Annotated in this window: 20 protein-coding genes and 2 pseudogenes; 9 read left to right on the forward strand and 13 right to left on the reverse strand. The window is 73.1% G+C overall.

The genetic code is table 11. The features are described 5' to 3' along the window. The 6 genes and pseudogenes from ACSMHG_RS18480 to ACSMHG_RS18505 form a co-directional block, all read right to left on the reverse strand. Positions 1-272 (reverse strand): annotated as a pseudogene (locus ACSMHG_RS18480) (SAM-dependent methyltransferase); the annotation flags it as partial. Next, on the reverse strand, positions 269-1,648 hold the full coding sequence (locus ACSMHG_RS18485; RefSeq protein ID WP_435747862.1) for an FAD-binding oxidoreductase: 1,380 nt from the start codon (positions 1,646-1,648) through the stop codon (positions 269-271). The pseudogene ACSMHG_RS18480 and the gene ACSMHG_RS18485, both read right to left, overlap by 4 nt. A gap of 35 nt (positions 1,649-1,683) precedes the next feature. Continuing rightward, positions 1,684-2,043 carry a cytidine deaminase-like protein gene (locus tag ACSMHG_RS18490; protein ID WP_435747864.1) on the reverse strand — a complete coding sequence of 120 codons (360 nt, stop codon included), beginning with the start codon at positions 2,041-2,043 and terminating at the stop codon, positions 1,684-1,686. After that, entirely contained in the window at positions 2,040-3,377 is a 1,338-nt protein-coding gene (locus ACSMHG_RS18495) for a hemolysin family protein (RefSeq protein WP_435747866.1), read from the reverse strand. Before ACSMHG_RS18495 ends, ACSMHG_RS18490 begins: the two co-directional genes overlap by 4 nt. Further along, the gene (gene ybeY, locus ACSMHG_RS18500) at positions 3,374-3,823 is read right to left on the reverse strand and encodes an rRNA maturation RNase YbeY (RefSeq protein WP_435747868.1); all 450 of its coding nucleotides are present in this window, start codon (positions 3,821-3,823) and stop codon (positions 3,374-3,376) included. Before ybeY ends, ACSMHG_RS18495 begins: the two co-directional genes overlap by 4 nt. Next, positions 3,820-4,851, reverse strand: coding sequence for a PhoH family protein (locus ACSMHG_RS18505; RefSeq protein ID WP_435747870.1), 1,032 nt, complete (start codon positions 4,849-4,851; stop codon positions 3,820-3,822). Before ACSMHG_RS18505 ends, ybeY begins: the two co-directional genes overlap by 4 nt. A gap of 120 nt (positions 4,852-4,971) precedes the next feature. Here ACSMHG_RS18505 and ACSMHG_RS18510 point away from each other — a divergent pair, with 120 nt between their 5' ends. The 3 genes from ACSMHG_RS18510 (at position 4,972) to ACSMHG_RS18520 (ending at position 6,660) form a co-directional block, all read left to right on the forward strand. Then, positions 4,972-5,235, forward strand: a complete 264-nt coding sequence (locus ACSMHG_RS18510; RefSeq protein WP_435747872.1) for a hypothetical protein — start codon at positions 4,972-4,974, stop codon at positions 5,233-5,235. Between the two features lie 166 nt (positions 5,236-5,401). Next, complete coding sequence (locus tag ACSMHG_RS18515; protein ID WP_435747874.1) at positions 5,402-5,917, forward strand: DUF6318 family protein; 516 nt, start codon at positions 5,402-5,404, stop codon at positions 5,915-5,917. A 194-nt stretch (positions 5,918-6,111) separates the two neighbouring features. Further along, positions 6,112-6,660, forward strand: coding sequence for a hypothetical protein (locus ACSMHG_RS18520; protein WP_435747876.1), 549 nt, complete (start codon positions 6,112-6,114; stop codon positions 6,658-6,660). Positions 6,661-6,663: 3 nt separating this feature from the next. On the opposite strand, the gene ACSMHG_RS18525 is transcribed toward ACSMHG_RS18520, so the two are convergent. Further along, on the reverse strand, positions 6,664-7,008 hold the full coding sequence (locus ACSMHG_RS18525) for an HIT domain-containing protein (RefSeq protein WP_435747878.1): 345 nt from the start codon (positions 7,006-7,008) through the stop codon (positions 6,664-6,666). A gap of 138 nt (positions 7,009-7,146) precedes the next feature. Here ACSMHG_RS18525 and ACSMHG_RS18530 point away from each other — a divergent pair, with 138 nt between their 5' ends. Next, on the forward strand, positions 7,147-8,046 hold the full coding sequence (locus ACSMHG_RS18530) for a Gmad2 immunoglobulin-like domain-containing protein (protein WP_435747880.1): 900 nt from the start codon (positions 7,147-7,149) through the stop codon (positions 8,044-8,046). A gap of 1 nt (position 8,047) precedes the next feature. Here the strand turns inward: ACSMHG_RS18530 and ACSMHG_RS18535 are convergent, their stop codons facing one another. From ACSMHG_RS18535 to hrcA, 3 genes are all read right to left on the reverse strand, one after another. Beyond that, positions 8,048-8,791 (reverse strand): 16S rRNA (uracil(1498)-N(3))-methyltransferase, encoded by a 744-nt coding sequence (locus ACSMHG_RS18535; RefSeq protein WP_435747882.1) that lies wholly within the window; start codon positions 8,789-8,791, stop codon positions 8,048-8,050. Between the two features lie 6 nt (positions 8,792-8,797). Then, positions 8,798-9,967 carry a molecular chaperone DnaJ gene (dnaJ, locus tag ACSMHG_RS18540; protein WP_435747884.1) on the reverse strand — a complete coding sequence of 390 codons (1,170 nt, stop codon included), beginning with the start codon at positions 9,965-9,967 and terminating at the stop codon, positions 8,798-8,800. Between the two features lie 88 nt (positions 9,968-10,055). Beyond that, positions 10,056-11,090: a heat-inducible transcriptional repressor HrcA gene (hrcA, locus tag ACSMHG_RS18545; RefSeq protein ID WP_435747886.1), complete on the reverse strand. Its 1,035-nt coding sequence runs from the start codon at positions 11,088-11,090 to the stop codon at positions 10,056-10,058. A 168-nt stretch (positions 11,091-11,258) separates the two neighbouring features. On the opposite strand from hrcA, the gene ACSMHG_RS18550 reads away from it, so the two are divergent. From ACSMHG_RS18550 to ACSMHG_RS18570, 5 genes are all read left to right on the forward strand, one after another. Further along, positions 11,259-11,978, forward strand: a complete 720-nt coding sequence (locus tag ACSMHG_RS18550; RefSeq protein WP_435747888.1) for a hypothetical protein — start codon at positions 11,259-11,261, stop codon at positions 11,976-11,978. A gap of 28 nt (positions 11,979-12,006) precedes the next feature. Continuing rightward, on the forward strand, positions 12,007-12,876 hold the full coding sequence (locus ACSMHG_RS18555; RefSeq protein ID WP_435747890.1) for an MBL fold metallo-hydrolase: 870 nt from the start codon (positions 12,007-12,009) through the stop codon (positions 12,874-12,876). Between the two features lie 17 nt (positions 12,877-12,893). Next, a complete protein-coding gene (locus ACSMHG_RS18560; RefSeq protein WP_435747892.1) occupies positions 12,894-13,076 on the forward strand; it encodes a hypothetical protein in 183 nt (60 codons plus the stop codon). 108 nt (positions 13,077-13,184) lie between these two features. Further along, entirely contained in the window at positions 13,185-14,036 is an 852-nt protein-coding gene (locus tag ACSMHG_RS18565) for a DUF3097 domain-containing protein (RefSeq protein ID WP_435747894.1), read from the forward strand. Beyond that, a complete protein-coding gene (locus ACSMHG_RS18570; protein WP_435747896.1) occupies positions 14,033-14,530 on the forward strand; it encodes a DUF4870 domain-containing protein in 498 nt (165 codons plus the stop codon). Before ACSMHG_RS18565 ends, ACSMHG_RS18570 begins: the two co-directional genes overlap by 4 nt. Here ACSMHG_RS18570 and hemW read toward each other — a convergent pair. From hemW to ACSMHG_RS18585, 3 genes and pseudogenes are all read right to left on the reverse strand, one after another. Continuing rightward, positions 14,523-15,749: a radical SAM family heme chaperone HemW gene (gene hemW / locus ACSMHG_RS18575; RefSeq protein ID WP_435747898.1), complete on the reverse strand. Its 1,227-nt coding sequence runs from the start codon at positions 15,747-15,749 to the stop codon at positions 14,523-14,525. The two genes, ACSMHG_RS18570 and hemW, sit on opposite strands and share 8 nt — an antisense overlap. A 183-nt stretch (positions 15,750-15,932) precedes the next feature. Continuing rightward, positions 15,933-19,424: an error-prone DNA polymerase gene (locus ACSMHG_RS18580; protein ID WP_435747900.1), complete on the reverse strand. Its 3,492-nt coding sequence runs from the start codon at positions 19,422-19,424 to the stop codon at positions 15,933-15,935. A 53-nt stretch (positions 19,425-19,477) separates the two neighbouring features. Beyond that, positions 19,478-19,787, reverse strand: a pseudogene (locus ACSMHG_RS18585) (DNA polymerase Y family protein); the annotation flags it as partial.

Consider the following 19,787-nt stretch of genomic DNA (forward strand, 5'->3'; position numbering starts at 1 on the left):
TGGTTCATGAGCAGCCGCATGGCGTCGTAGGGGTCACCGGGGTGGACGCCGTGCAGCCGCAGGTCGCCGGCGACGTAGGCGCGGGCCATCCCCAGGTCGCCCGGCGCGGTGAGGATGTAGGACAGGCCCCGGGGGCTGGTCAGCTCCAGCCGGATGTCGGCGTCGGCCGGCCCGGCCGACGACCCGTCGTACGCCTCGAACCGCACGGGCATCCCGTCCCGCAGGAGCGACGCCACCGCGTCGCCGATCGAGATCCTCGTCGAGCTCGTCACCGTCTCCGCACCACCTTGTCGTAGAGGCTGGTCAGCCTGTCGTCGGGGTCGTAGGTCCGCTTCACCTCCGCGAGGTGCTCCCCGGCGTAGAGCCGGTCGAAGGTCTCGCGGTCGTAGAACGCCTCGGAGTAGAGCGACTTGTGCCCGCCGAGCTCGTGCACCTTCTCCTCGACGGCCCGGTTGACGGGCGCCTCCCCCGCCTCCGGGCCGACGTGGACGGTCCCCCAGAAGCCGACGTTGACGTACGTCGCCCCGGGCTCGAGCGGGTACGCCGGCCAGCGGCGCCGGGCGACCAGCGGGCAGAGCCAGACCGGGCGCATCCCGACGGCCCGGTCGAACCACGCGAGGAACTCCGGCAGCCGCTCGACCGGCACCTCGACGTCCTGGATGACCCGTTCCCGCTCCGGCCGGCCGGCGCGGCGGTCCAGGCGGTCGACCACGCCGTAGCGGCGGTCCAGGCCTACCAATCGGTGGTAGACGTCGGACCGGCGCCAGCGGCGCGGCCAGAGCCGGCGCACCACCGGGTGCTGGGCGCCGAACGCCGCGGAGCACCAGAACCAGTCGGTGTCCCAGCGCCAGAAGTAGTCCTCCGTGGTGAGCAGGTCGCTCGGCCGCTGCCGGACGCTGCGGTAGTAGATGTCCCGGCCGGTGTAGTCGCTGGTCGGCCCCGGCTCCTCCTGCCACGTCGCCAGCGTCAGGTACACCTCGTCGGGCGCGAACGCGACGCCGTCGAGGCCGTCCACCCGCGCTCCGTCGTGCTGCCGAGTGCGCACGATGGACTCGATCGTGTCGACCAGCAGGTGCGGCGCCACCCGGACGTGGCGCAGCCGCACGTAGGACGGCACCGGCGCCAGCTCGATCCGCAGCCGCGTGGCGTAGCCGAGGGAGCCGTAGGAGTTGGGGAACGCGTCGAAGAGGTCCGCGTGCTGCCCGTGCTCGCCGGTGGGCCCCGGCCGCGCGGTGACGAGCTCGCCGGCGCCGGTGAGGACGTCCATCTCCAGGACCGACTCGTGCGGCAGGCCGTTGCGGAAGCTCGTCGACTCGATGCCCAGGCCGGTCACCGCGCCGCCGAGGGTGATGGTCCGCAGCTGCGGGACGACCAGCGGCGCCAGCCCGTGGGCGAGGGTGACGGCGACGAGGTCCTCGTACGTGCACATGCCCTGCACGTCGGCCGTGCGCGCCTCCGGGTCGACGGCGAGGACGCCGGTGAGCCCCGAGACGTCGAGGCCGGCACCGGCGCCGGCGGACCGTGGACGGAACAGGTTGGAGGTGCCCTTGGCCAGCCGCACCGGAGCGCCGGCAGGGATGGCGGCGTACGACGACCGCAACCTCGCGACCGCCTGCGTGTGCTGCTCCCGGGCCGTCGCGGACGTCACGGCAGCACCGTACCGTCGAGGGGCGGCGCCCGGCCTCAGGTTTCGGAGGACTCCACGACCTGCCCGCGGGCGTCGCCCCGGTGCACGACCACGCCGGCCCCACCGAGGTCGCGCAGCGCGTCCAGGTCGGCGGCGGCCACGGACCCGGCCTCGGTCAGCACGACCGCGGCCTCCAGGCCGCTCGCCCCGGACGCGACCGCCATCGCGACGCAGGCCCCCAGCGCCGAGACCTGCAGCGACGGCAGGTCGACGGTCGCCGCGGCGTACGTGCGACCGTCGGCGTCGCGCACCGCGGCGCCCTCGGCGGTCCGGGTGCGGGCACGGGTGGCGCGGGCCAGGGTCACCAGCTTGCGGTCCTCGGCGCTGAGGGGCGCCTGGTCGCTCGTCGGGCTCACGGGGTGGTCTCCTCGATGGCGTCGTCGGAGGCGTCGGACCGGCTGTTGGTCTCGCCGCCAGGTGGCGGAGCCGGGCTGATGAGCACGGTCGCGATCTTGTTGCGCCGGCCGGAGGGCCCCTCGGCCTCGAAGCGCAGCCCGTGCGCCTCGACCACCGATCCGGGGATCGGCACGCGGCCGAGGTGCTTGGCCATCAGGCCGCCCACGCTGTCCACGTCCTCCTCCTCGACGTCGAAGCCGAAGAGCTCCTCCAGGTCGTCGACGGGGTAGCGGCTGGACACCCGCCAACCGGTGCCGTCATCGAGCCGCTCGGTGTCGACGTGCTCCTCGTCGTACTCGTCGGTGATCTCGCCGACGATCTCCTCGAGGAGGTCCTCGATGGTGATGATCCCGGCCGTGCCGCCGTACTCGTCGACGACCACCGCGATGTGCTGCCGGTTGGCCTGCATCTCCGAGAGCAGCGCGTCGACCGGCTTCGACTCCGGCACCCAGTGGACCGGGCGCATCACCTCGTCGATGCGCTGGGTCAGCTCCACGTCCGGCGCCTCGAAGTCACGCCGGACGACGTCCTTGAGGTAGGCGAACCCGACGATGTTGTCGAGGTTGTCGTCGATCACCGGGAGCCTGGAGAAGCCGCTGCGAAGGAACAGCGAGAGCGTCTGGCGCAGGTTCTTGTGCCGCTCGACGTAGACGACGTCGTTGCGCGGGACCATCACCTCGCGGGCGCTGGTGTCGCCGAGCTCGAAGACCGAGTGGATCATCCGGCGCTCGCCGGACTCGATGACGGCGGACGCCTCGGCGAGGTCGACCAGCTCACGCAGCTCGGACTCGGTGGAGAACGGTCCCTCGCGGAAGCCCTTGCCGGGCGTGATCGCGTTGCCGACCACGATCAGCAGCCGCGGCAGCGGACCCAGCACCCTGGTCAGCGCCAGGAGCGGGCCGGCCGAGAACAGGGCGACGGTCTCGGAGTGCTGGCGCCCGAGCGTCCGCGGCGCGACGCCGATGACGACGAAGGAGACGACGAGCATCACGCCGATCGTCACCAGGACGCTCGCCCACCAGGAGCCGCGCAGGCCCTCGTCGATCTGGAGCGTGACCAGCACGATCGCCGCCACCTCGCACAGCAGCCTCAGGAAGAGCGCGGTGTTGAGGTAGCGGACGGGGTCGTCGAGCAGCGACAGCAGCCGCCTCGACCCGGTCCGGTCCTCGGCCACCAGCTCCTCGGCCCGCGCTCGCGAGAAGGAGCTGACGCCGGCGTCCGCGGCCGAGAAGAGGCCGGCGAGGACGACGAGGAGGGCCGCGGTGGCCACCAGCCACAGGTCCCCTGCGGTCACCGGGCTCGCCACTCCTGCAGGAGCTCGTCCTGGAGGCCGAACATCTCCCGGTGCTCCTCGGGCTCGGCGTGGTCGTAGCCGAGGAGGTGGAGGATGCCGTGGACCGTGAGCAGCTCGATCTCGGCATCCTTGCCGTGGCCCGCCGTCTCGCCCTGCTGGGCGGCGATCTCCGGGCACAGGACGAGGTCGCCGAGCACGCCCTCCTCGGGCTCCTGGTCGACGAGACCGGGCCGGAGCTCGTCCATGGGGAAGGCGAGCACGTCGGTCGGCCCCTCCTTCTCCATCCACTGCTCGTTGAGCTCGGCGATCGTCGACTGGTCGACCGCCTTGATGCACAGCTCGGCCATCGGGTGGACGCGCATCCGGTCCATGACGAACCGGCTGAGGTCCGCCAGCCAGCGGACGTCGAGCCCGTGACCGGACTCGTCGAGCACCTCGATGCTCACCGGCCGCCCTCCCGCGTGTCACGTCGGGTCTCACGCTGGGCCTCACGCTGGTTCTCACGCTGGGCGTCGAACTCGTCGTACGCCGCCACGATCTTGCCGACCAGGCGGTGGCGCACGACGTCGTGGCTGCTGAGCCGGTTGAAGGAGATGTCCTCCACGCCGTCGAGGATCCCCTCGACGATCCGCAGGCCGGACTTCACGCCCCCCGGCAGGTCGGTCTGGGTGATGTCGCCGGTGACGACCACCTTCGAGCCGAAGCCGAGCCGGGTGAGGAACATCTTCATCTGCTCGGGCGTGGTGTTCTGCGCCTCGTCGAGGATGATGAAGGAATCGTTAAGCGTCCTGCCCCGCATATATGCCAGCGGGGCGACCTCGATGGTCCCCGCAGCGAGCAGCTTCGGGATCGTCTCGGGGTCGATCATGTCGTGCAGGGCGTCGTAGAGCGGCCGCAGGTAGGGGTCGATCTTCTCGCTGAGCGTGCCCGGCAGGAACCCGAGGTGCTCGCCGGCCTCGACGGCGGGGCGGGTGAGGATGATCCGGTTCACGTTCTTGCTCTGCAGCGCCTGCACGGCCTTGGCCATGGCGAGGTAGGTCTTGCCGGTGCCGGCCGGGCCGATGCCGAACGTGACGGTGTGCTTGTCGATCGAGTCGACGTAGCGCTTCTGGTTCAGCGTCTTCGGGCGGATCGAGCGGCCGCGGTTGCTGAGGATGTTGAGGCTCAGCACGTCGGCGGGGCTCTCGGTCGTCTCGGCGCGCAGCATCGAGAGCACGCGCTCGACCGTCTCGCCCGTCACGCCCTGGCCGGTGCGGATGATCGTCACCAGCTCGTCGAGGAGCCGCTCCGCGAGCGCGACCTCGCCCGGCTCGCCGTACAGCGTGATCCGGTTGCCGCGGACGTGGACGTCGGCGTCGAAGGCTTGCTCCAGCAGGCCGAGGTGCTCGTCGCCGGGCCCGAGGAGGCTGACCATGTTGATGCTGTTGGGCACCACGACGGTGTGCCGCGTGGCGTTCGTCTGGCTGTCAGTCATGGATGCCCGGTGCGGGCGGCCTTTCGTCGGCGGTGGGATGCGCGACCATGCTACGGGAGCGGCCGTGCCCACCCCAGCGAGTTCTGTCACGGCTGCGGACGGCAGGCGTAGCGTGGGCACGTGCCGGCGACCCCGTGGGACCTCGACGAGGATCCCGACGACCACGACGACGACACGGCGCCGTACTGGGAGGCGGGGCACCACATGCCGACCGATGCTCGGGCGATGGGCCTGTCCGCCCACGTGCCGGACGGCGCGCTGCTCGACTTCGCCGGCCGGCTGGACGCCACGAACCGCCGCCACCGCGTGACGGCGTGGTTCATGCTCCTGGTCTTCGGGATGCCGGTGTTCTTCGCGCTGCTGCGGGTCGTCCAGCTCTTCTGAACGGGCGCCCCTAGCGTCATGCGGACCGAGCACCCCCTTGCTCGATCCGCATGACGTCCCGTTGTCCACAGACCGGCAATGAGCCTTCTCGGGGGTCCCGCGGCGCGGCTATCTTGCGGTGGGCGCCCCGGTCCGGGCGCTCGGAGTCTCGGGAAGGACCCGCCTCATGCCGCACCGACTGGCCGCCGCAGCCATGAGCGCCGCCCTCCTGCTCAGCGGGTGCTCAGGCGCGCCCCAGCCGAAGGTCGCGCCGTCCGAGTCGCCGACCCCCACCGCCACGCCGACAACGGCAGACGAATCGGTCGCTGAAGACGAAGCAGAGTTCATCAGTCGCTTCTTCGCGGGGATCAGTCAGGCGATCGCCACAGGGGATGCTTCCCTGTTCCAGGTGTTGGCGGACGATACCTGCCACAACTGCGCTGTCATCGCGGATAACCTCAAGGGCGCCTACGCAGAGGGCGGACGCATCGTGGGCGGTGGCTGGACTGTCGTATCCACCGAACCCGTCGAGGATCCATCTGGGGCCTCCGTGTGGGACGTGCGCATTCAGACAGCACGGGAACGCTGGGTCGATCGACGGGGCGAAACAGTCAAAACCATCGCGCCATCAATTCAGACGCTTGCTGTTTCGCTGCGGCGCGCGGGAGACGAGTGGCGCGTTCGAGAGATGCAGTTGCGATGAAGGGTGCAATCGTCCTGCTGATCGGTTCGCTGCTCGCGCTCCCCCCTGGACAGGCGGCAGCCGCTGACCCCGTCGATCATGCGGGTGAGGTGAGCCCAACTGAAGGCGGATTGCTCGCCGGTGTCACGACTTCGAACCCGGGCGACGCCGCGGGGTCAGGGATCTCGCAGCCGGGCGACCCCCAGCCCGCCGGCATGATCGCCGACGTCGGGAGCGCGTTGCTTGAGAACTTCTGCACAGGCACCAACTGGGCGGAGGGGTGCGAGCCCGAGAGCGACGCGCCAGTCGAGACCACTCCTCAGGTCACCCCCGGCATGGTGGCCGCCGCCTTCCGACGTATCCCGCTACCGGCAGCCGAGCTGCAGGTGCAGCCGCCCGACGGCCGCACGCTGGTGAACTTCGCGACCAACTTCTTCACCGAGCAGGGTGAGCTCAGCCGCAGCGTGACGCTCCTGGGCCGACAGGTCGACCTGCGGATCTGGCCGGAGCGGTTCGACTGGTCCTTCGGCGACGGCAGCGCCCTCACCACGACGACGCCCGGAGCGCCGTACCCGGACCTCGAGGTCACCCACGACTACCGCCGGGCCGGCGCGGTGAGCCCCAGCGTGGACACGACGTACGCCGCCGAGTACCGCATCGACGGCGGTCCGTGGCAGCCCGTGGCGGGGACGGTGACCATCCCCGGTGCGCCGGTCGAGCTGCGGGTGCTCACCGCCACCCCCACGCTCGTCGGCTACCGCTGAGGATCAGCCGGGAGGCCAGGTCATCGACCGGCCGGCCAGCACGTGCAGGTGGGTGTGGAAGACGGTCTGGCCAACGCCCGCGCCGGTGTTGAAGACCAGCCGGTAGTCCTCGTGGCCCTCCGCCGTCGCGACCGCTGCGGCGGCGGTCACCAGCTCCGCCGAGGCCGTCGGGTCTCCGGCGGCCAGCGCGGCGGCGTTCTCGTAGTGGTCGCGGGGCACCACCAGCACGTGGGTCGGCGCCTGGGGGTTGATGTCCCGGAACGCCACCGTCCGCTCGGTGACGTGGACGATCTCCGCCGGGACCTCGTCCGCGACGATCTTGCAGAACAGGCAGTCCTCCGCACTCATGTCCCCGAACCTAGCCCGCGGACGGAGGCGCCGCACCGGGGCCACGGGCGGGACAGGCGATCCAGGTCACCGGCGCAACCCGCGGCGCGCCCTGCGCGTCACACCCGTATCGACACCCGCACCGGGGAGGATGGCGCCATGGACGCTCGACTGCGGATCACCGCACTGCTGACCGCCTCGACCCTCGCCCTCACCCTCGGTGCGTGCGGCGGCGACGACGGCACCGCCACCGACCCCTCCCCCGCCGGCGGCACCAGCGAGCCGGACAGCGCCAGCACGGACGACCCGACCGCACCCGCCTCCAGCGAGCCGGCCACCGGCGACGAGGAGAGCACCGTCCCGGTCTACTTCGCCGGCGAGACGCCTCAGGGGACGAAGCTCTTCCGCGAGTTCCGTCGGGTCGACGGCGAGCCGCTCCAGGCGGCCGCCGACCTGCTCACCACCGGCGACCCGCTGGACCCGGACTACCGCTCGCTCTGGCCGACGGGCACCTTCACCGCGGTGACCACCGAGGACGACGCGATCGTCGCCGAGGTGGCCGACGAGAGCTGGACTGACCGTGGCGAGCTCTCCGAGAACGGTGCCCGCCTGGCCGCCCAGCAGCTCGTCTACACCTTGCAGGGTGTCGAGCAGCAGCGCCTCCCCGTCCGCGTCGTCGACTCCCAGGGCGACCCGGTCCCCCTCTTCGGCATCGAGGGCGAGCTCACCGAGGCGCCGCAGCTGGACGTGCTGGCGCTGGTCAACGTCAGCGAGCCCGCGGAGGGCGCCACCGTCCCCGACACCTTCACCGCTTCGGGCGTGGCGTCGTCGTTCGAGGCGACGGTGCCGTGGGAGGTCCGCGACAGCAGCGGCAAGGTCGTGCTGGACGGCTTCAGCACCGCGGAGGGTTGGATGGACAAGCTCTACCCCTGGTCCACGGAGGTCGACGTCTCCGGCCTCGAGGCGGGCACCTACAGCTTCGTCGCGATGACCGACGACCCGTCCGGCGGCGAGGGCCCCGGCCCGACCGAGGACAGCCGGACGATCGTCGTCGAGTAGCTCAGCGCCAGCGGTCGGTCCGCGCCAGCAGCGCGGCCACGGCCGCGACGCCGGCGGTGGAGGTCCGGAGCACCTCGGCACCCAGCCGGACCGAGGACGCCCCGGCCGCCGTGAACGTCGCGACCTCCTCCTCCGTCAGGCCGCCCTCCGGCCCGACGACCACCACGACCGGACCCCGGTCGGGCATCTCCACGGTGGCCAGCGGCACGGACGCCTCCTCGTGCAGCACCACAGCCAGGCTCGCCCCGGCCAGGAGCTCGACGACCTCGGCCGTCGACGTCAGCGGGGCCACCTCGGGGAACCACGACCGGCGGGCCTGCTTGGCCGCCTCACGGGCGGTGGCCGACCACTTCGCGTGCGACTTGGCCGCCCGCTCGCCCTTCCACACCGCGACCGACCGCGCCGCCGCCCACGGCACGATCCGACCGACGCCGACCTCGGTCAGCACCTCGACCGCGAGCTCCCCGCGGTCGCCCTTGGGCAGCGCCTGGACGACCGTGATCGACGGCTCCGGCGGCGCGTCCTCGCGGCGTACGTCGGCGACGCGCACGTCGAGGGTCCGCTTGCCCGTGGCCGCGACCTCACCGGTCACCGCCGTGCCGGCACCGTCGGTGAGCACGAGGGGCTCACCCACCCGCAACCGTCGCACCGCGACCGCGTGGTGCGCCTCGTCACCCTCCACGGCCACGACCGCGCCGACCCCGACGCCGGCGAGCGACGGGACGACGTGGACCGGCAGGGACATCGGTCGTCAGTGCGTGTTGAAGGCGTCGCGGAGGCGGCCGAACACCGACTTGGCACCCGGCTTCACCTGACCGGTCGGCGTCTCCTCGCCGCGGATCGCGGCCAGCTCGCGCAGCAGCTCCTCCTGGCGGGCATCGAGCCGCTGCGGGGTCTCCACGGCGACCGTGACCACCAGGTCGCCCCGGCCGCCCCGGAGGCCTGGGACTCCCCGGCCGCGGAGGACCCGCTCGGTGCCGGACTGCGTCCCCGCCGGGATGTCCAGCTCGAACTCCGTCTCGACCCCGGACTCGCCACCCTGCTCGACGTCGGCCTCGAGCGTCGGCAGGGTCAGCGACGTGCCGAGCGCGGCGGCCGTCATCGGCACCGTGACCGTGCAGTGCAGGTCGTCGCCGTTGCGGACGAAGACCGGGTGCTGTGCGACGTGGATCTCGACGTACAGGTCCCCGGCCGGCCCGCCTCCCGGCCCGACCTCGCCCTGCTCGGGGAGCTGGACGCGAGTGCCCGTGTCCACACCGGCGGGGATCTTGACGGTCAGGTTGCGCCGCGAACGGACCCGTCCGTCGCCGGAGCACTCACGGCACGGCTCCGGGATGATCGAGCCGAAGCCGCGGCAGGCCGCGCACGGCCGCAGCGTGCGGATCTCCCCGAGGAACGACCGCTGGACCTGCGCGACCTCGCCCTGCCCCCGGCAGGTCTCGCAGGGCACCGGGTGGCTGCCCGGCGCGGCACCGTCGCCACCGCAGGCGGTGCACTGCACGGCGGTGTCGACCTTGATCTCGCGGGTGATCCCGAAGGCGGCCTCGGCGAGCTCCACCTCGAGCCGGATCAGCGCGTCCTGCCCGCGGCGCACGCGCGAGCGCGGGCCGCGGCCGCCCGCGGCGCCGGGCTGGCCGCCGAAGAAGGCGTCCATGATGTCGGTGAACGAGAAGCCCGCCCCCTGGCCGAAGCCCGCGGCGCCACCAGCGAACGGGTCACCGCCGCGGTCGTACGCCGCGCGCTTCTGCGGGTCGGACAGCACCTCGTAGGCGCGGGTGACCTCCTTGAACCGGTCCTGCGCCTCGGGCTCGGGGTTGACGTCGGGGTGGTACTGGCGAGCGAGCCGGCGGTAGGCCTTCTTGAGGGCGTCGGCGTCCGCGTCGCGGTCGACACCGAGGAGGTCGTACAGGTCCTGGCTCAACGTGGCTGTCCTTCGGTACTGGCGGGGCGTGTGGCTGGCGGGTGTGGCTGACGGTGTGGCTGACGGTGTGGCCGACGGTGTGGGGCGGTCAGCCCTCGTCGAGGATCCGGGAGACGTAGCGGGCGACCGCGCGCACCGCGGACATCGTGCCCGGGTAGTCCATGCGGGTCGGGCCGACGATGCCGAGCGTGGCGAGGGCCTCGTCGCGGGGGCCGTAGCCGGTGGCGACCACGCTCGTGGAGGCCAGCTGCTCATAAGGCCCCTCGGCGCCGATCCGCACGGTGACCGCCCCGCCGTCGGTCGCCTCGCCGAGGAGCTTGAGCAGCACGACGTGCTCCTCCAGCGCCTCGAGCAGCGGGCGTACGGCGGAGTCGAACGAGTCGCCGTAGCGGGCGAGGTTCGCGGCGCCGCCGACGGCGATCCGCTCGTCGGAGCGGTGGTCGACCATGGCCTCGGCGAGCGTGTCGACGACCGCCCGGGTGACCCCCTGGTCCTGGTCGGCGCCCGCGTCCGGCACCTCGGGGACGGCCTCGCGGAGCCGGGTGACGGCGTCGGCGATCACCTCGCCCGTCGCCGCACGGTTGATCCGCGACCGGAGCTCGGCCAGGGCGTCCTCGGAGACCTCGACCGGCAGGTCGACCAGGCGCTGCTCCACCCGGCCGGTGCTGAGGATCAGGACCACGAGCAGGCGGTTCGGCGCCAGGGCGACGAGCTCGACGTGGCGCACCGTCGACCGCGAGAGGGTTGGGTACTGCACGACGGCGACCTGTCGGGTCAGCTGGGAGAGCAACCGCACCGAGCGCGACACGACGTCGTCGAGGTCGACGGCACCGTCGAGGAACGAGGAGATCGCGCGCCGCTCGGCGGACGTCATCGGCTTGACCGTGCTCAACCGGTCGACGAAGAGCCGGTAGCCCTTGTCGGTCGGCACCCGTCCGGCACTGGTGTGCGGCTGGGTGATGTAGCCCTCGTCCTCGAGGACGGCCATGTCGTTGCGGACGGTGGCCGGGGAGACGCCGAGCCCGTGGCGCTCGACGAGGGCCTTGGAGCCGACCGGCTCCTCGGTCGCCACGTAGTCCTCCACGATGGCCCGCAGCACGGCGAGCCTGCGGTCCTCCTGCACGTCGCCTCCTGACGCCTCTGGCACTCGTCCCGACGGAGTGCCAACTGTAGCGCGCGTCCGGAGCCGCCGCCGGTCTCGCGTGCCGGACCCGGGGCTTGGCCGGCGACCGAAGTGTGTCTAAGGTTAGGCATACCTAATCTTCACCGCTCCGCACGAGAGGACCCTCGCGTGACCCTCCTCCGCCACGACACCACCCGGCGCGACCACCGCGGCCTGGCCGCGGCCGCGCGGAGCATCCTGGCCTGCCCGCGATCGGTGACGCTCGCGGTGGACGGGGTCCCCCACGCCCTCGAGGGGCCGGAGGCCGAGACCACCGGACTGCAGGACCGGTCGGGCGAGCCGGTCTTCTCCTGCGCACCCGGGGCCAGGCTGGCCGGCGCCGCCGCCGACGGCGGGCGCGGCCTGGTCGAGGTCACGAGCGGGCTCGGCCGGGCGGGCTCGCCCGACCGCGAGGCGGTGCTCACGCTCGCCGGCCCCCTCGTCGTACGCGGCCGCGAGGAGTGCGAGTGCTGCGGCGAGCCCTGCGAGGTCGTCGCCCTGGTCCCCGAGGTGGTGACGCTCTCGCGCATCGGCGACGACGCACACCTGCGGGTGCCCGTCCGTGACTTCCTCTCCCCCGAGCACCAGCTCAACCGCGGCTTCCTGCAGCGGTCGGTCGAGCACGCCAACCACCACCACCAGGCCGAGCTGCGCCTCGGCGTGGCCACGATGACCGGCACCCGGGTCGCCGACGTCCTCGGGGTCGCCCTCGCCGACCTCCGGCCCAGCGGGGTGGAGCTGCAGTGGGTGACGCCGGAGGGCGCCGAGCGGGCGGTCCTCGGCTTCCCGCGCGCTGCGCGCACCACCGCGGAGCTCGGCGACATGCTGCGGCGACAGCTCCACGCCTGAGCGTCCGCCACCCTCCTAGGGTGGCCGGGTGACCTTCACCGAGATCGCTGACCGCGTGTGGCTCGCGCGGCTGCCGTGGTTCGACGTCAACGTGACCGTCGTCGGCGGCGAGCGCGGCCTGGCCGTCGTCGACACCCACGGCTCCACCCGGGCCGGCCGTGCGCTGGTCGACGAGGTCCGCCGGCTCGCGGGCAGCGCGGCCGGCGCCACGGGGGACGTGGTCGCCGTGGTGAACACGCACTGGCACGTCGACCACACCTTCGGCAACGAGGCCTTCCGCGAGGCGTGGCCCGCCGTGCCGGTCCACGCCCACGAGGACGCCCGCCGGGAGCTGGCGGAGGGCGCGGACGCCGCGCAGCAGCGGTACGCCGACGACCGGGCCGACCCGCACCGGGCCGACGTGCTGGCCACCCGGGTGGTGCTGCCCGACCAGACCTTCTCCTCCGCGCGGGTGCTCGACCTCGGCGACCGCGCGCTCGAGCTGCTCCACCCGGGCCGCGGACACACGGCGGGCGACCTGGTGCTGCGCGTGCCCGACGCCGACGTGCTGGTGGCCGGCGACCTCGTCGAGGAGTCCGGGCCCCCGTCGTTCGGGGAGGACAGCTGGCCGATGGACTGGCCGCTCGCCCTCGACATCGTGCTCGGCGTGACGACGTCCGCCACCGTCGTCGTACCGGGGCACGGCGCGCTGGTCGACCGGGACTTCGTCGAGGAGCAGCGCAACGCCATCGGGATCCTCGCCGAGACCGTGCGCGACCTCGCGTCCCGCGGCGTGCCCGTGGGCCAGGCGCTCGAGGCGGCCGACGACTGGCCGTGGCCGCGCGAGCACCTCGGCGCCGCGGTGGAGCGCGCCTACGCACAGCTGCCGCGCAGCCAGAAGCGCTTGCCGCTGATCTGAGCGGGTACCGGCCAGCCATGAGCGAGTCGGCACCCGACGAGGCCACCGGTATCACCGACGACCAGCTGCCCGAGGACCTCCAGCCCGGCGAGGACAATCCCCTCGCCGAGGGCCTCGAGCCCGGCGAGCAGGCGGGTGACCTGCTCGCCGAGGGCAAGCCGGCCGAGCAGAGCACCGCCGAGGACCCCGACGACACCTGAGCCGTCGCCTGCGCCGTCACCCGAGCCGGCGGGTCGGGCGCGTCACAGGACCGGCCCCTCGGCGCGCCTCACCACAGCCGGTCGGTCCGGCCGCCTACCGTCCTCGGCGTGACCGACCGCTACGGACCCGACGTCCTCGCGACCGACTGGCGCGCGCCCAAGCGCGGTCGCGCCGTGGAAGCCCCTGCCGAGCTGGGTGCCGTCGTCGAGGAGGTGACGACCGACTGGTGCGGCGAGATCGTCGCCGTCGACCGTGACCTGCACACCGTGACCCTGGAGGACCGACGCCAGCGGCGGCGCACCTTCCCCCTGGGTGCCGGGTTTCTCCTCGAGGGACGCCCCGTCATCCTCACCGCGCCGGTGCGCCGCACCGCGCCGGCCCGCCCGACGCGCACGGCGTCGGGGTCGGTGGCCGTGCACGACGCCAAGGCGCGGGTGGCCCGCGCGAGCCGGATCTTCGTCGAGGGCCGGCACGACGCCGAGCTCGTCGAGAAGGTCTGGGGCGACGACCTGCGCATCGAGGGCGTGGTCGTGGAGTACCTCGACGGCGTCGACGACCTCGCCGAGCAGCTCCGCGACTTCGGGCCCGGCCCGCGGCGACGGGTCGGCGTGCTGGTCGACCACCTGGTCGCCGGGTCGAAGGAGAGCCGGATCGCCGACGCCGTGCGCCGCTCGCCCGTCGGCAAGCACGTGCTCGTCGTCGGGCACCCCTTCATCGACATCTGGGCGGCCGTCAAGCCCGACCGGCTCGGACTCTCGGCGTGGCCCGACGTGCCGCGCCAGGTCGAGTGGAAGAAGGGCGTCTGCCAGCAGCTGGGGTGGCCGCACCGGGACCAGGCCGACATCGCGCGGGCCTGGAAGCACATCCTGTCGAAGGTCCAGTCGTACGACGACTGCGAACCGGCGCTTCTCGGTAGGGTCGAGGAACTGATCGACTTCGTCACCGAGGAGCATCCGTGAGCGACCCCTACGGCCAGCAGCGCCAGCCCGGCGAGGACCCGGGCCAGCAGCCCTACGGCCAAGGCCAGCAGCCCTACGGCCAGCAGCCGCACTCCCCGCAGGCCTACTCCCAGCACCCGAGCGGCGGGCCGGTCTCCCCGGACGACCGCACGTGGGGCGGCGCGGCCCACTGGTCGGCTCTCCTCGGGGCGTTCTTCGCCCTCGCCTTCCTCGGCCCGCTGGTCGTGATGCTGGTCAAGTCCCAGTCCCCGTGGGTCCGCCGCCAGGCGGTCGAGTCGCTGAACTTCCAGCTCTCGATGCTGATCTACGGCATCGTCGGCACGATCCTCGGCTTCGTCGTCGTCCTGGCGACCCTCGGGCTCGGCGCCGTGGTCGTCCTGCCGCTGGCGCTCGCCTTCGCGGCCTGGTGGCTGGTCTTCACGATCATCGGGTCGGTCAAGGCGTCGAACGGCGAGGACTACCGCTACCCGCTGACCATCCGGATGGTCAGCTGAGCAGGTCGCGCACGACCGCGTCGGCAAGCAGCCGTCCGTCGCGGGTGAGGACCAAGCGGTCCGCCCGTTCCACGAGCAGTCCCCGGCCCACGAGGTCGGGGACTGCTGCGTTCCCGGCCCGGTCGAGCACCGCACGGTCCAGGCCGTCGGCCAGCCGGAGCTCCAGCAGCACGCGCTCCACCCGCCGGTCCTCCTCGCTCAGCACCTCGCGCGCCTGGGCGGGGCTGAGGCCGGCGGCGATCCGGTCGGCGTAGGCGACGGGGTGCTTGACGTTCCACCAGCGCGTGCCCCCGACGTGGGAGTGGGCTCCCGGGCCGATGCCCCACCAGTCAGCCCCGGTCCAGTACAGGACGTTGTGGCGGCACCGTGAGCCGTCGTCGCGGCTCCAGTTCGAGACCTCGTACCAGCCGAGCCCGGCCGCACCCATCCGCTCGTCGGCGAGGAGGTACTTGTCGGCAAGGTCGTCGTCGTCGGGCATCGCGACCTCGCCGCGGCGGACCTGCCGGGCCAGGGCGGTGCCCTCCTCGACGATGAGCGCGTACGCCGAGACGTGGTCGGGCGCGCAGGCGAGCGCGACGTCGAGGGAGGTCTCCCAGTCCTCGAGGGACTCCCCCGGCGTGCCGTAGATCAGGTCGAGGCTGACCTGGTCGAAACCGGCGGCGCGGGCCCACTCCACGGCAGCCGGCACGCGCTCGGGGTCGTGGGTGCGGTCCAGCACGCGGAGCACGTGCGGCAGCGCCGACTGCATCCCGAACGAGATGCGGGTGAAGCCGGCCTCGCGCAGCCCGTCGAGGTAGCGCAGGTCGACGCTGTCGGGGTTCGCCTCGGTGGTCACCTCCACACCGGGCGCCAGGCCGAGCTCGGCGTCGATCGCGCCGAGGATGCTCCCGAGGTCGGCGGGGCTCAGCAGGGTCGGTGTGCCCCCACCGATGAAGACCGTCTCGACGGGGACGTCGCGGTCGCCCAGCACCCGCCGGGCGCGGCGTACCTCCTCGACGGCGGCGACGGCGTACGTCGCCCGCGAGGCCCCGGGCGCGGAGCCCGGCGCACCGAGCTCCTCGGCCGTGTAGGTGTTGAAGTCGCAGTAGCCGCACCGGACGGTGCAGAACGGGACGTGGACGTAGACCCCGAACGGCCGCTCCCCCACCCCGGCCAGGGCCGCCGCCGGGAGGGCTCCGCTTGCGGGGACCGGGTCACCGGCGGGAAGGGCGGAAGGCACGCGCTCCATCCTCCCACCGCAGGGGTCACCCGGCCACGTCGACGTGGCTCCTCTGCACGGTCGAGGTGGGAGTGCCGCACGGTTCAGGTGGCAGTGCCGCACGGTTCAGGTGGCAGTGCCGCACCGCCACCTCAACCGTGCAGGACCGCCACCTCAACCGTGCGGGAGTCCCACTTCGACGCGTCACCGGAAGTCGCGGGAGCGGTGCTTGTCCTTGAGGGCGCGGCCGGCGGCGGGGTGGAGCTCCTCCATCGAGGAGATCTTGTCGGCGACGAGGTTGGTGGCGCCGTCCTCGCGCTCGAGGATGCCGCGGACGACGATGGCCGAGGAGCCGGCCGCGGCCCGGCGGAACCGGCGCCAGACCCCGACGGTGCAGATCACGTTGAGCATCCCGGTCTCGTCCTCCAGGTTGAGGAACGTGACCCCGCCGGCGGTGCCGGGCCGCTGGCGGTGGGTCACCAGCCCGGCGACGCTGAGCCTGCGGCCGGGCTCGGCGCCCGCCAGGTCGGCGACCGAGCGGATCCCCGCCCGGCGGAGCTGGTCGCGCAGGTGGCCGAAGGGGTGGCTGTCGGTGGTCACGCCCGTGGCCCACAGGTCGGCCATCGTCACCTCGACCTCGTCCATCTCCGGCAGCATCGGCGCCGGGCCGGCCACCCGGACACCCTCGAGCTGGTCCTCGCGCTCGGTCCAGCCTGCGTTCCACAGGGCCTGCCTGCGGGTCAGCCCCCCGCCCTCGAAGACACTGCCCTCGAAGACGCCGGCGGTCGCCAGCGCCTCGAGCTGGCGCGCGTCGAGGCCGGCCCGGCGGGACAGGTCCACCTGGTCGGCGAAGGGGCGCTCCGCGCGGGCGGCCACGATCCGGGCGGCGACGTCGGCGCCGATGCCGCGCACGGAGTCCAGCCCCAGCCGGACGGCGTACGCCGCGTCCCGGCGGTGCTGCGGGGTGGGGTCGGGCGTGCCGGGCACGAAGAAGGTCTTGCCGGGGTGGTCGAGCAGGCAGGAGTCCATCCCGGTGACGCCGGCCTCCGCGCCCAGCGGCTCGAGGTCCGCCTGGGCCCCGGAGCGCTCGAGGTCCGGCCGGAGGACCGTGACGCCGTGCCGGCGGGCGTCGCCGACCAGGGACTGCGGTGAGTAGAACCCCATCGGCTGCGCCCGCAGCAGCCCGGCGAGGAACGCGCCCGGGTAGTGCAGCTTGAACCACGAGCTGGCGTAGACGAGCTTGGCGAACGACAGGGCGTGGCTCTCGGCGAACCCGAAGTTCGCGAAGGAGAGGATCTTGACGTAGATCGCGTCGGCCTCCTCGCCGAGGATCCCGCGGCGCTCCATGCCGGCGTACAGCTTGTGCTTGATGCTCTCGATCCGCTCGATGCCGCGCTTGGAGCCCATCGCCCGGCGCAGCAGGTCGGCCTCGTCGGGCGTGCAGTCACCGATCGTCTTGGCCATGTCCATCAGCTGCTCCTGGAACAGCGGCACGCCGAGGGTCCGCTCGAGCACCGGGACCAGCTCCGGGTGGGGGTAGGTGACCGGCTCCTTGCCGGTGGCGCGGCGGACGTAGGGGTGGACCGCGCCGCCCTGGATCGGACCCGGCCGGATCAGGGCGATCTCGATGGCCAGGTCGTAGAAGCAGCGGGGCTGCAGCCGCGGCAGGGTCCCGATCTGGGCGCGGCTCTCGACCTGGAAGACGCCGATGGAGTCGGCGCGGCAGAGCATGTCGTAGACCGCCGGCTCCTCCTTGGGGATGGTCGCGAGCTCCCAGCGGTCACCGAGGTGCTCGCCCACGATCCGGATCATGTGGTCGAGCGCGGCGAGCATGCCGAGGCCGAGCAGGTCGAACTTGACCAGCCCCATGAACTCGCAGGCGTCCTTGTCCCACTGGAGCACCGTCCGCTTCTCCATGCGGGCGTGCTCGATCGGGCACACCTCACCGATGGGCCGCTCGGTGAGGACCATGCCGCCGGAGTGGATGCCGAGGTGGCGCGGAGCACCCAGCAGCTGGTTGGCCAGCTCCACCACCGGCGCGGGGATGCCTCCGCCGTCCGGCTCCCCCTCGGCCTCGACCTTCGTCCAGCTGGAGATCGACTTCGACCAGGCGTCCTGCTGGCCCGGCGAGTGGCCCAGCGCCTTGGCGGCGTCGCGGACCGCCATCTTGGGGCGGTAGCTGATCACGTTGGCGACCTGGGCAGCGTTGTGGCGGCCGTACCGCTCGTAGACCCACTGGATCACCTCCTCGCGCCGGTCGGAGTCGAAGTCGACGTCGATGTCGGGCTCCTCGTCACGGTGCTCGGAGATGAACCGCTCGAAGGGGAGCCGGTAGAAGACCGGGTCGATCGCGGTGATCCCGAGCGCGTGGCAGACCACCGAGCTGGCCGCCGAGCCCCGCCCCTGGCACAGGATCCCGCGGGAGCGGGCGAAGGCGACGATGTCGTGGACGATGACGAAGTAGCCGGCGAAGTCCTTGCGCTCGATCACCTCCAGCTCGTGCTCGATCTTGCGGCGCGCCTCGGCCTCCAGGTCGGTGCCGTAGTACCGCTCCTCGAAGCCGCGCCAGGCGAGGACCTTCAACCAGCTGATCGGCGTGTGCCCCTCGGGGATGCCGTCCTTGGGCAGTCGCGGGGTGGCCTTCTGCAGGTCGAAGACGACCTGGTCGGCGAGGTCGACCGAGCGGGCGACCGCCCCGGGGTAGCGGGCGAACCGGCGGGCCATCTCCTCCCCCGACCGCAGGCACGCCGCGCCGCCGGCCGGGAGCCAGCCGTCCATCTCGGCCAGGCTCCGCCGGGCCCGGACCGCCGCCATCGCGGCCGCCAGCCGGTGGTCCGCCGGGCGGGCGTGGTGGACGTTGCCGGTCGCCACCGCGGGCACCCCGTGCTCGGCAGCGAGGGCGAAGAGCAGGTCGTTGTCGTCGGAGTCGGTCGGATGGCCGCGGTCGATGAGCTCGACGGCCACCGAGTCGCGGCCGAAGAGCTCGACCAGGCGCCGCAGCTCACGTGCGGCCCCCGCCGCGCCCTCGGCGAGCAGCGCGGAGCGCACCGCGCCCTTGCGGCAGCCGGTCAGCACCAGCCAGTGGTCGCGCCCGCGCTCGGCGAGCTCGGCGAGGTCGTAGACCGGGCGCCCCTTCTCCTCGCCCCGCAGCTGCGCGTCGGTGATCGCCCCGGCCAGCCGGTGGTAGCCCTCGACACCACGCGCCAGCACCAGCAGGTGGGTGCCCTCGGGGTCGGTCACCCCCTGCTGGGCCCGCGGCAGCCCGAGCGAGAGCTCCGCGCCGTACGCCGTGCGCAGGCCGCGCCGCCCCAGGGGCGTCCCTCCCTGCGTCGACCCGCCCTGCGTCGACCCGCCCTGCGGCGACCCTTCCTGGGCCTGGCCGTGGAGCTGGGCGGTCTCGGCGAAGAGCGGCGCCCCGTAGAACCCGTCGTGGTCGGTGATCGCCAACGAGTCCAGCCCCAGCCGGATCGCCTCGAGGACCAGCTGGTCGGGGGCGCTCGCACCGTCGAGGAAGCTGAAGCTGGAGTGGCAGTGGAGCTCGGCGTACGGGACGACCGGTCCCTCGGGCGCGGCCACGTCCACCGGCAGGTGCTTGCGCTTGCGTCGCGAGATCGGCGCCTCCCCGGAGAGGTCGGGGCGCCCGGAGAGCCGCCGCTCGAGCTCGGCCCACGGCATGGCGGGGTTGTTCCAGCCCATTCAGTCACCGCTCATCAGTCGTAGCCATCAGTCGTAGCCATCAGTCGTAGCCATCAGTCGTAGGCCGCCTCGGTCCACCACACCGACTCCGCGTCGGCCTCGTCGTAGGTCATCAGCCACGCCCGGCCGTCGACGCCGACGACCTGGAAGCGGGCGACCCGGCGCGAGCCTCCCTCCCACCACAGCTCCTCGACCGGCCACGGCCCGGCCCAGGCGGCGACCGGCTGCCACGGCTGGTCGGCGGCCGGGCGGAACCGTGCCGGCTCGCCGCGGACGCCGCCCCGCTCGTCGACCACGACCGGGTGCCCGGTGGCCCCGACCAGCGCGGCCGGCCACGGGTCGGCGAGCACCCGCGCGGGCGCC

Source organism: Nocardioides ureilyticus (assembly GCF_051280745.1).
GTDB lineage: Bacteria > Actinomycetota > Actinomycetes > Propionibacteriales > Nocardioidaceae > Nocardioides.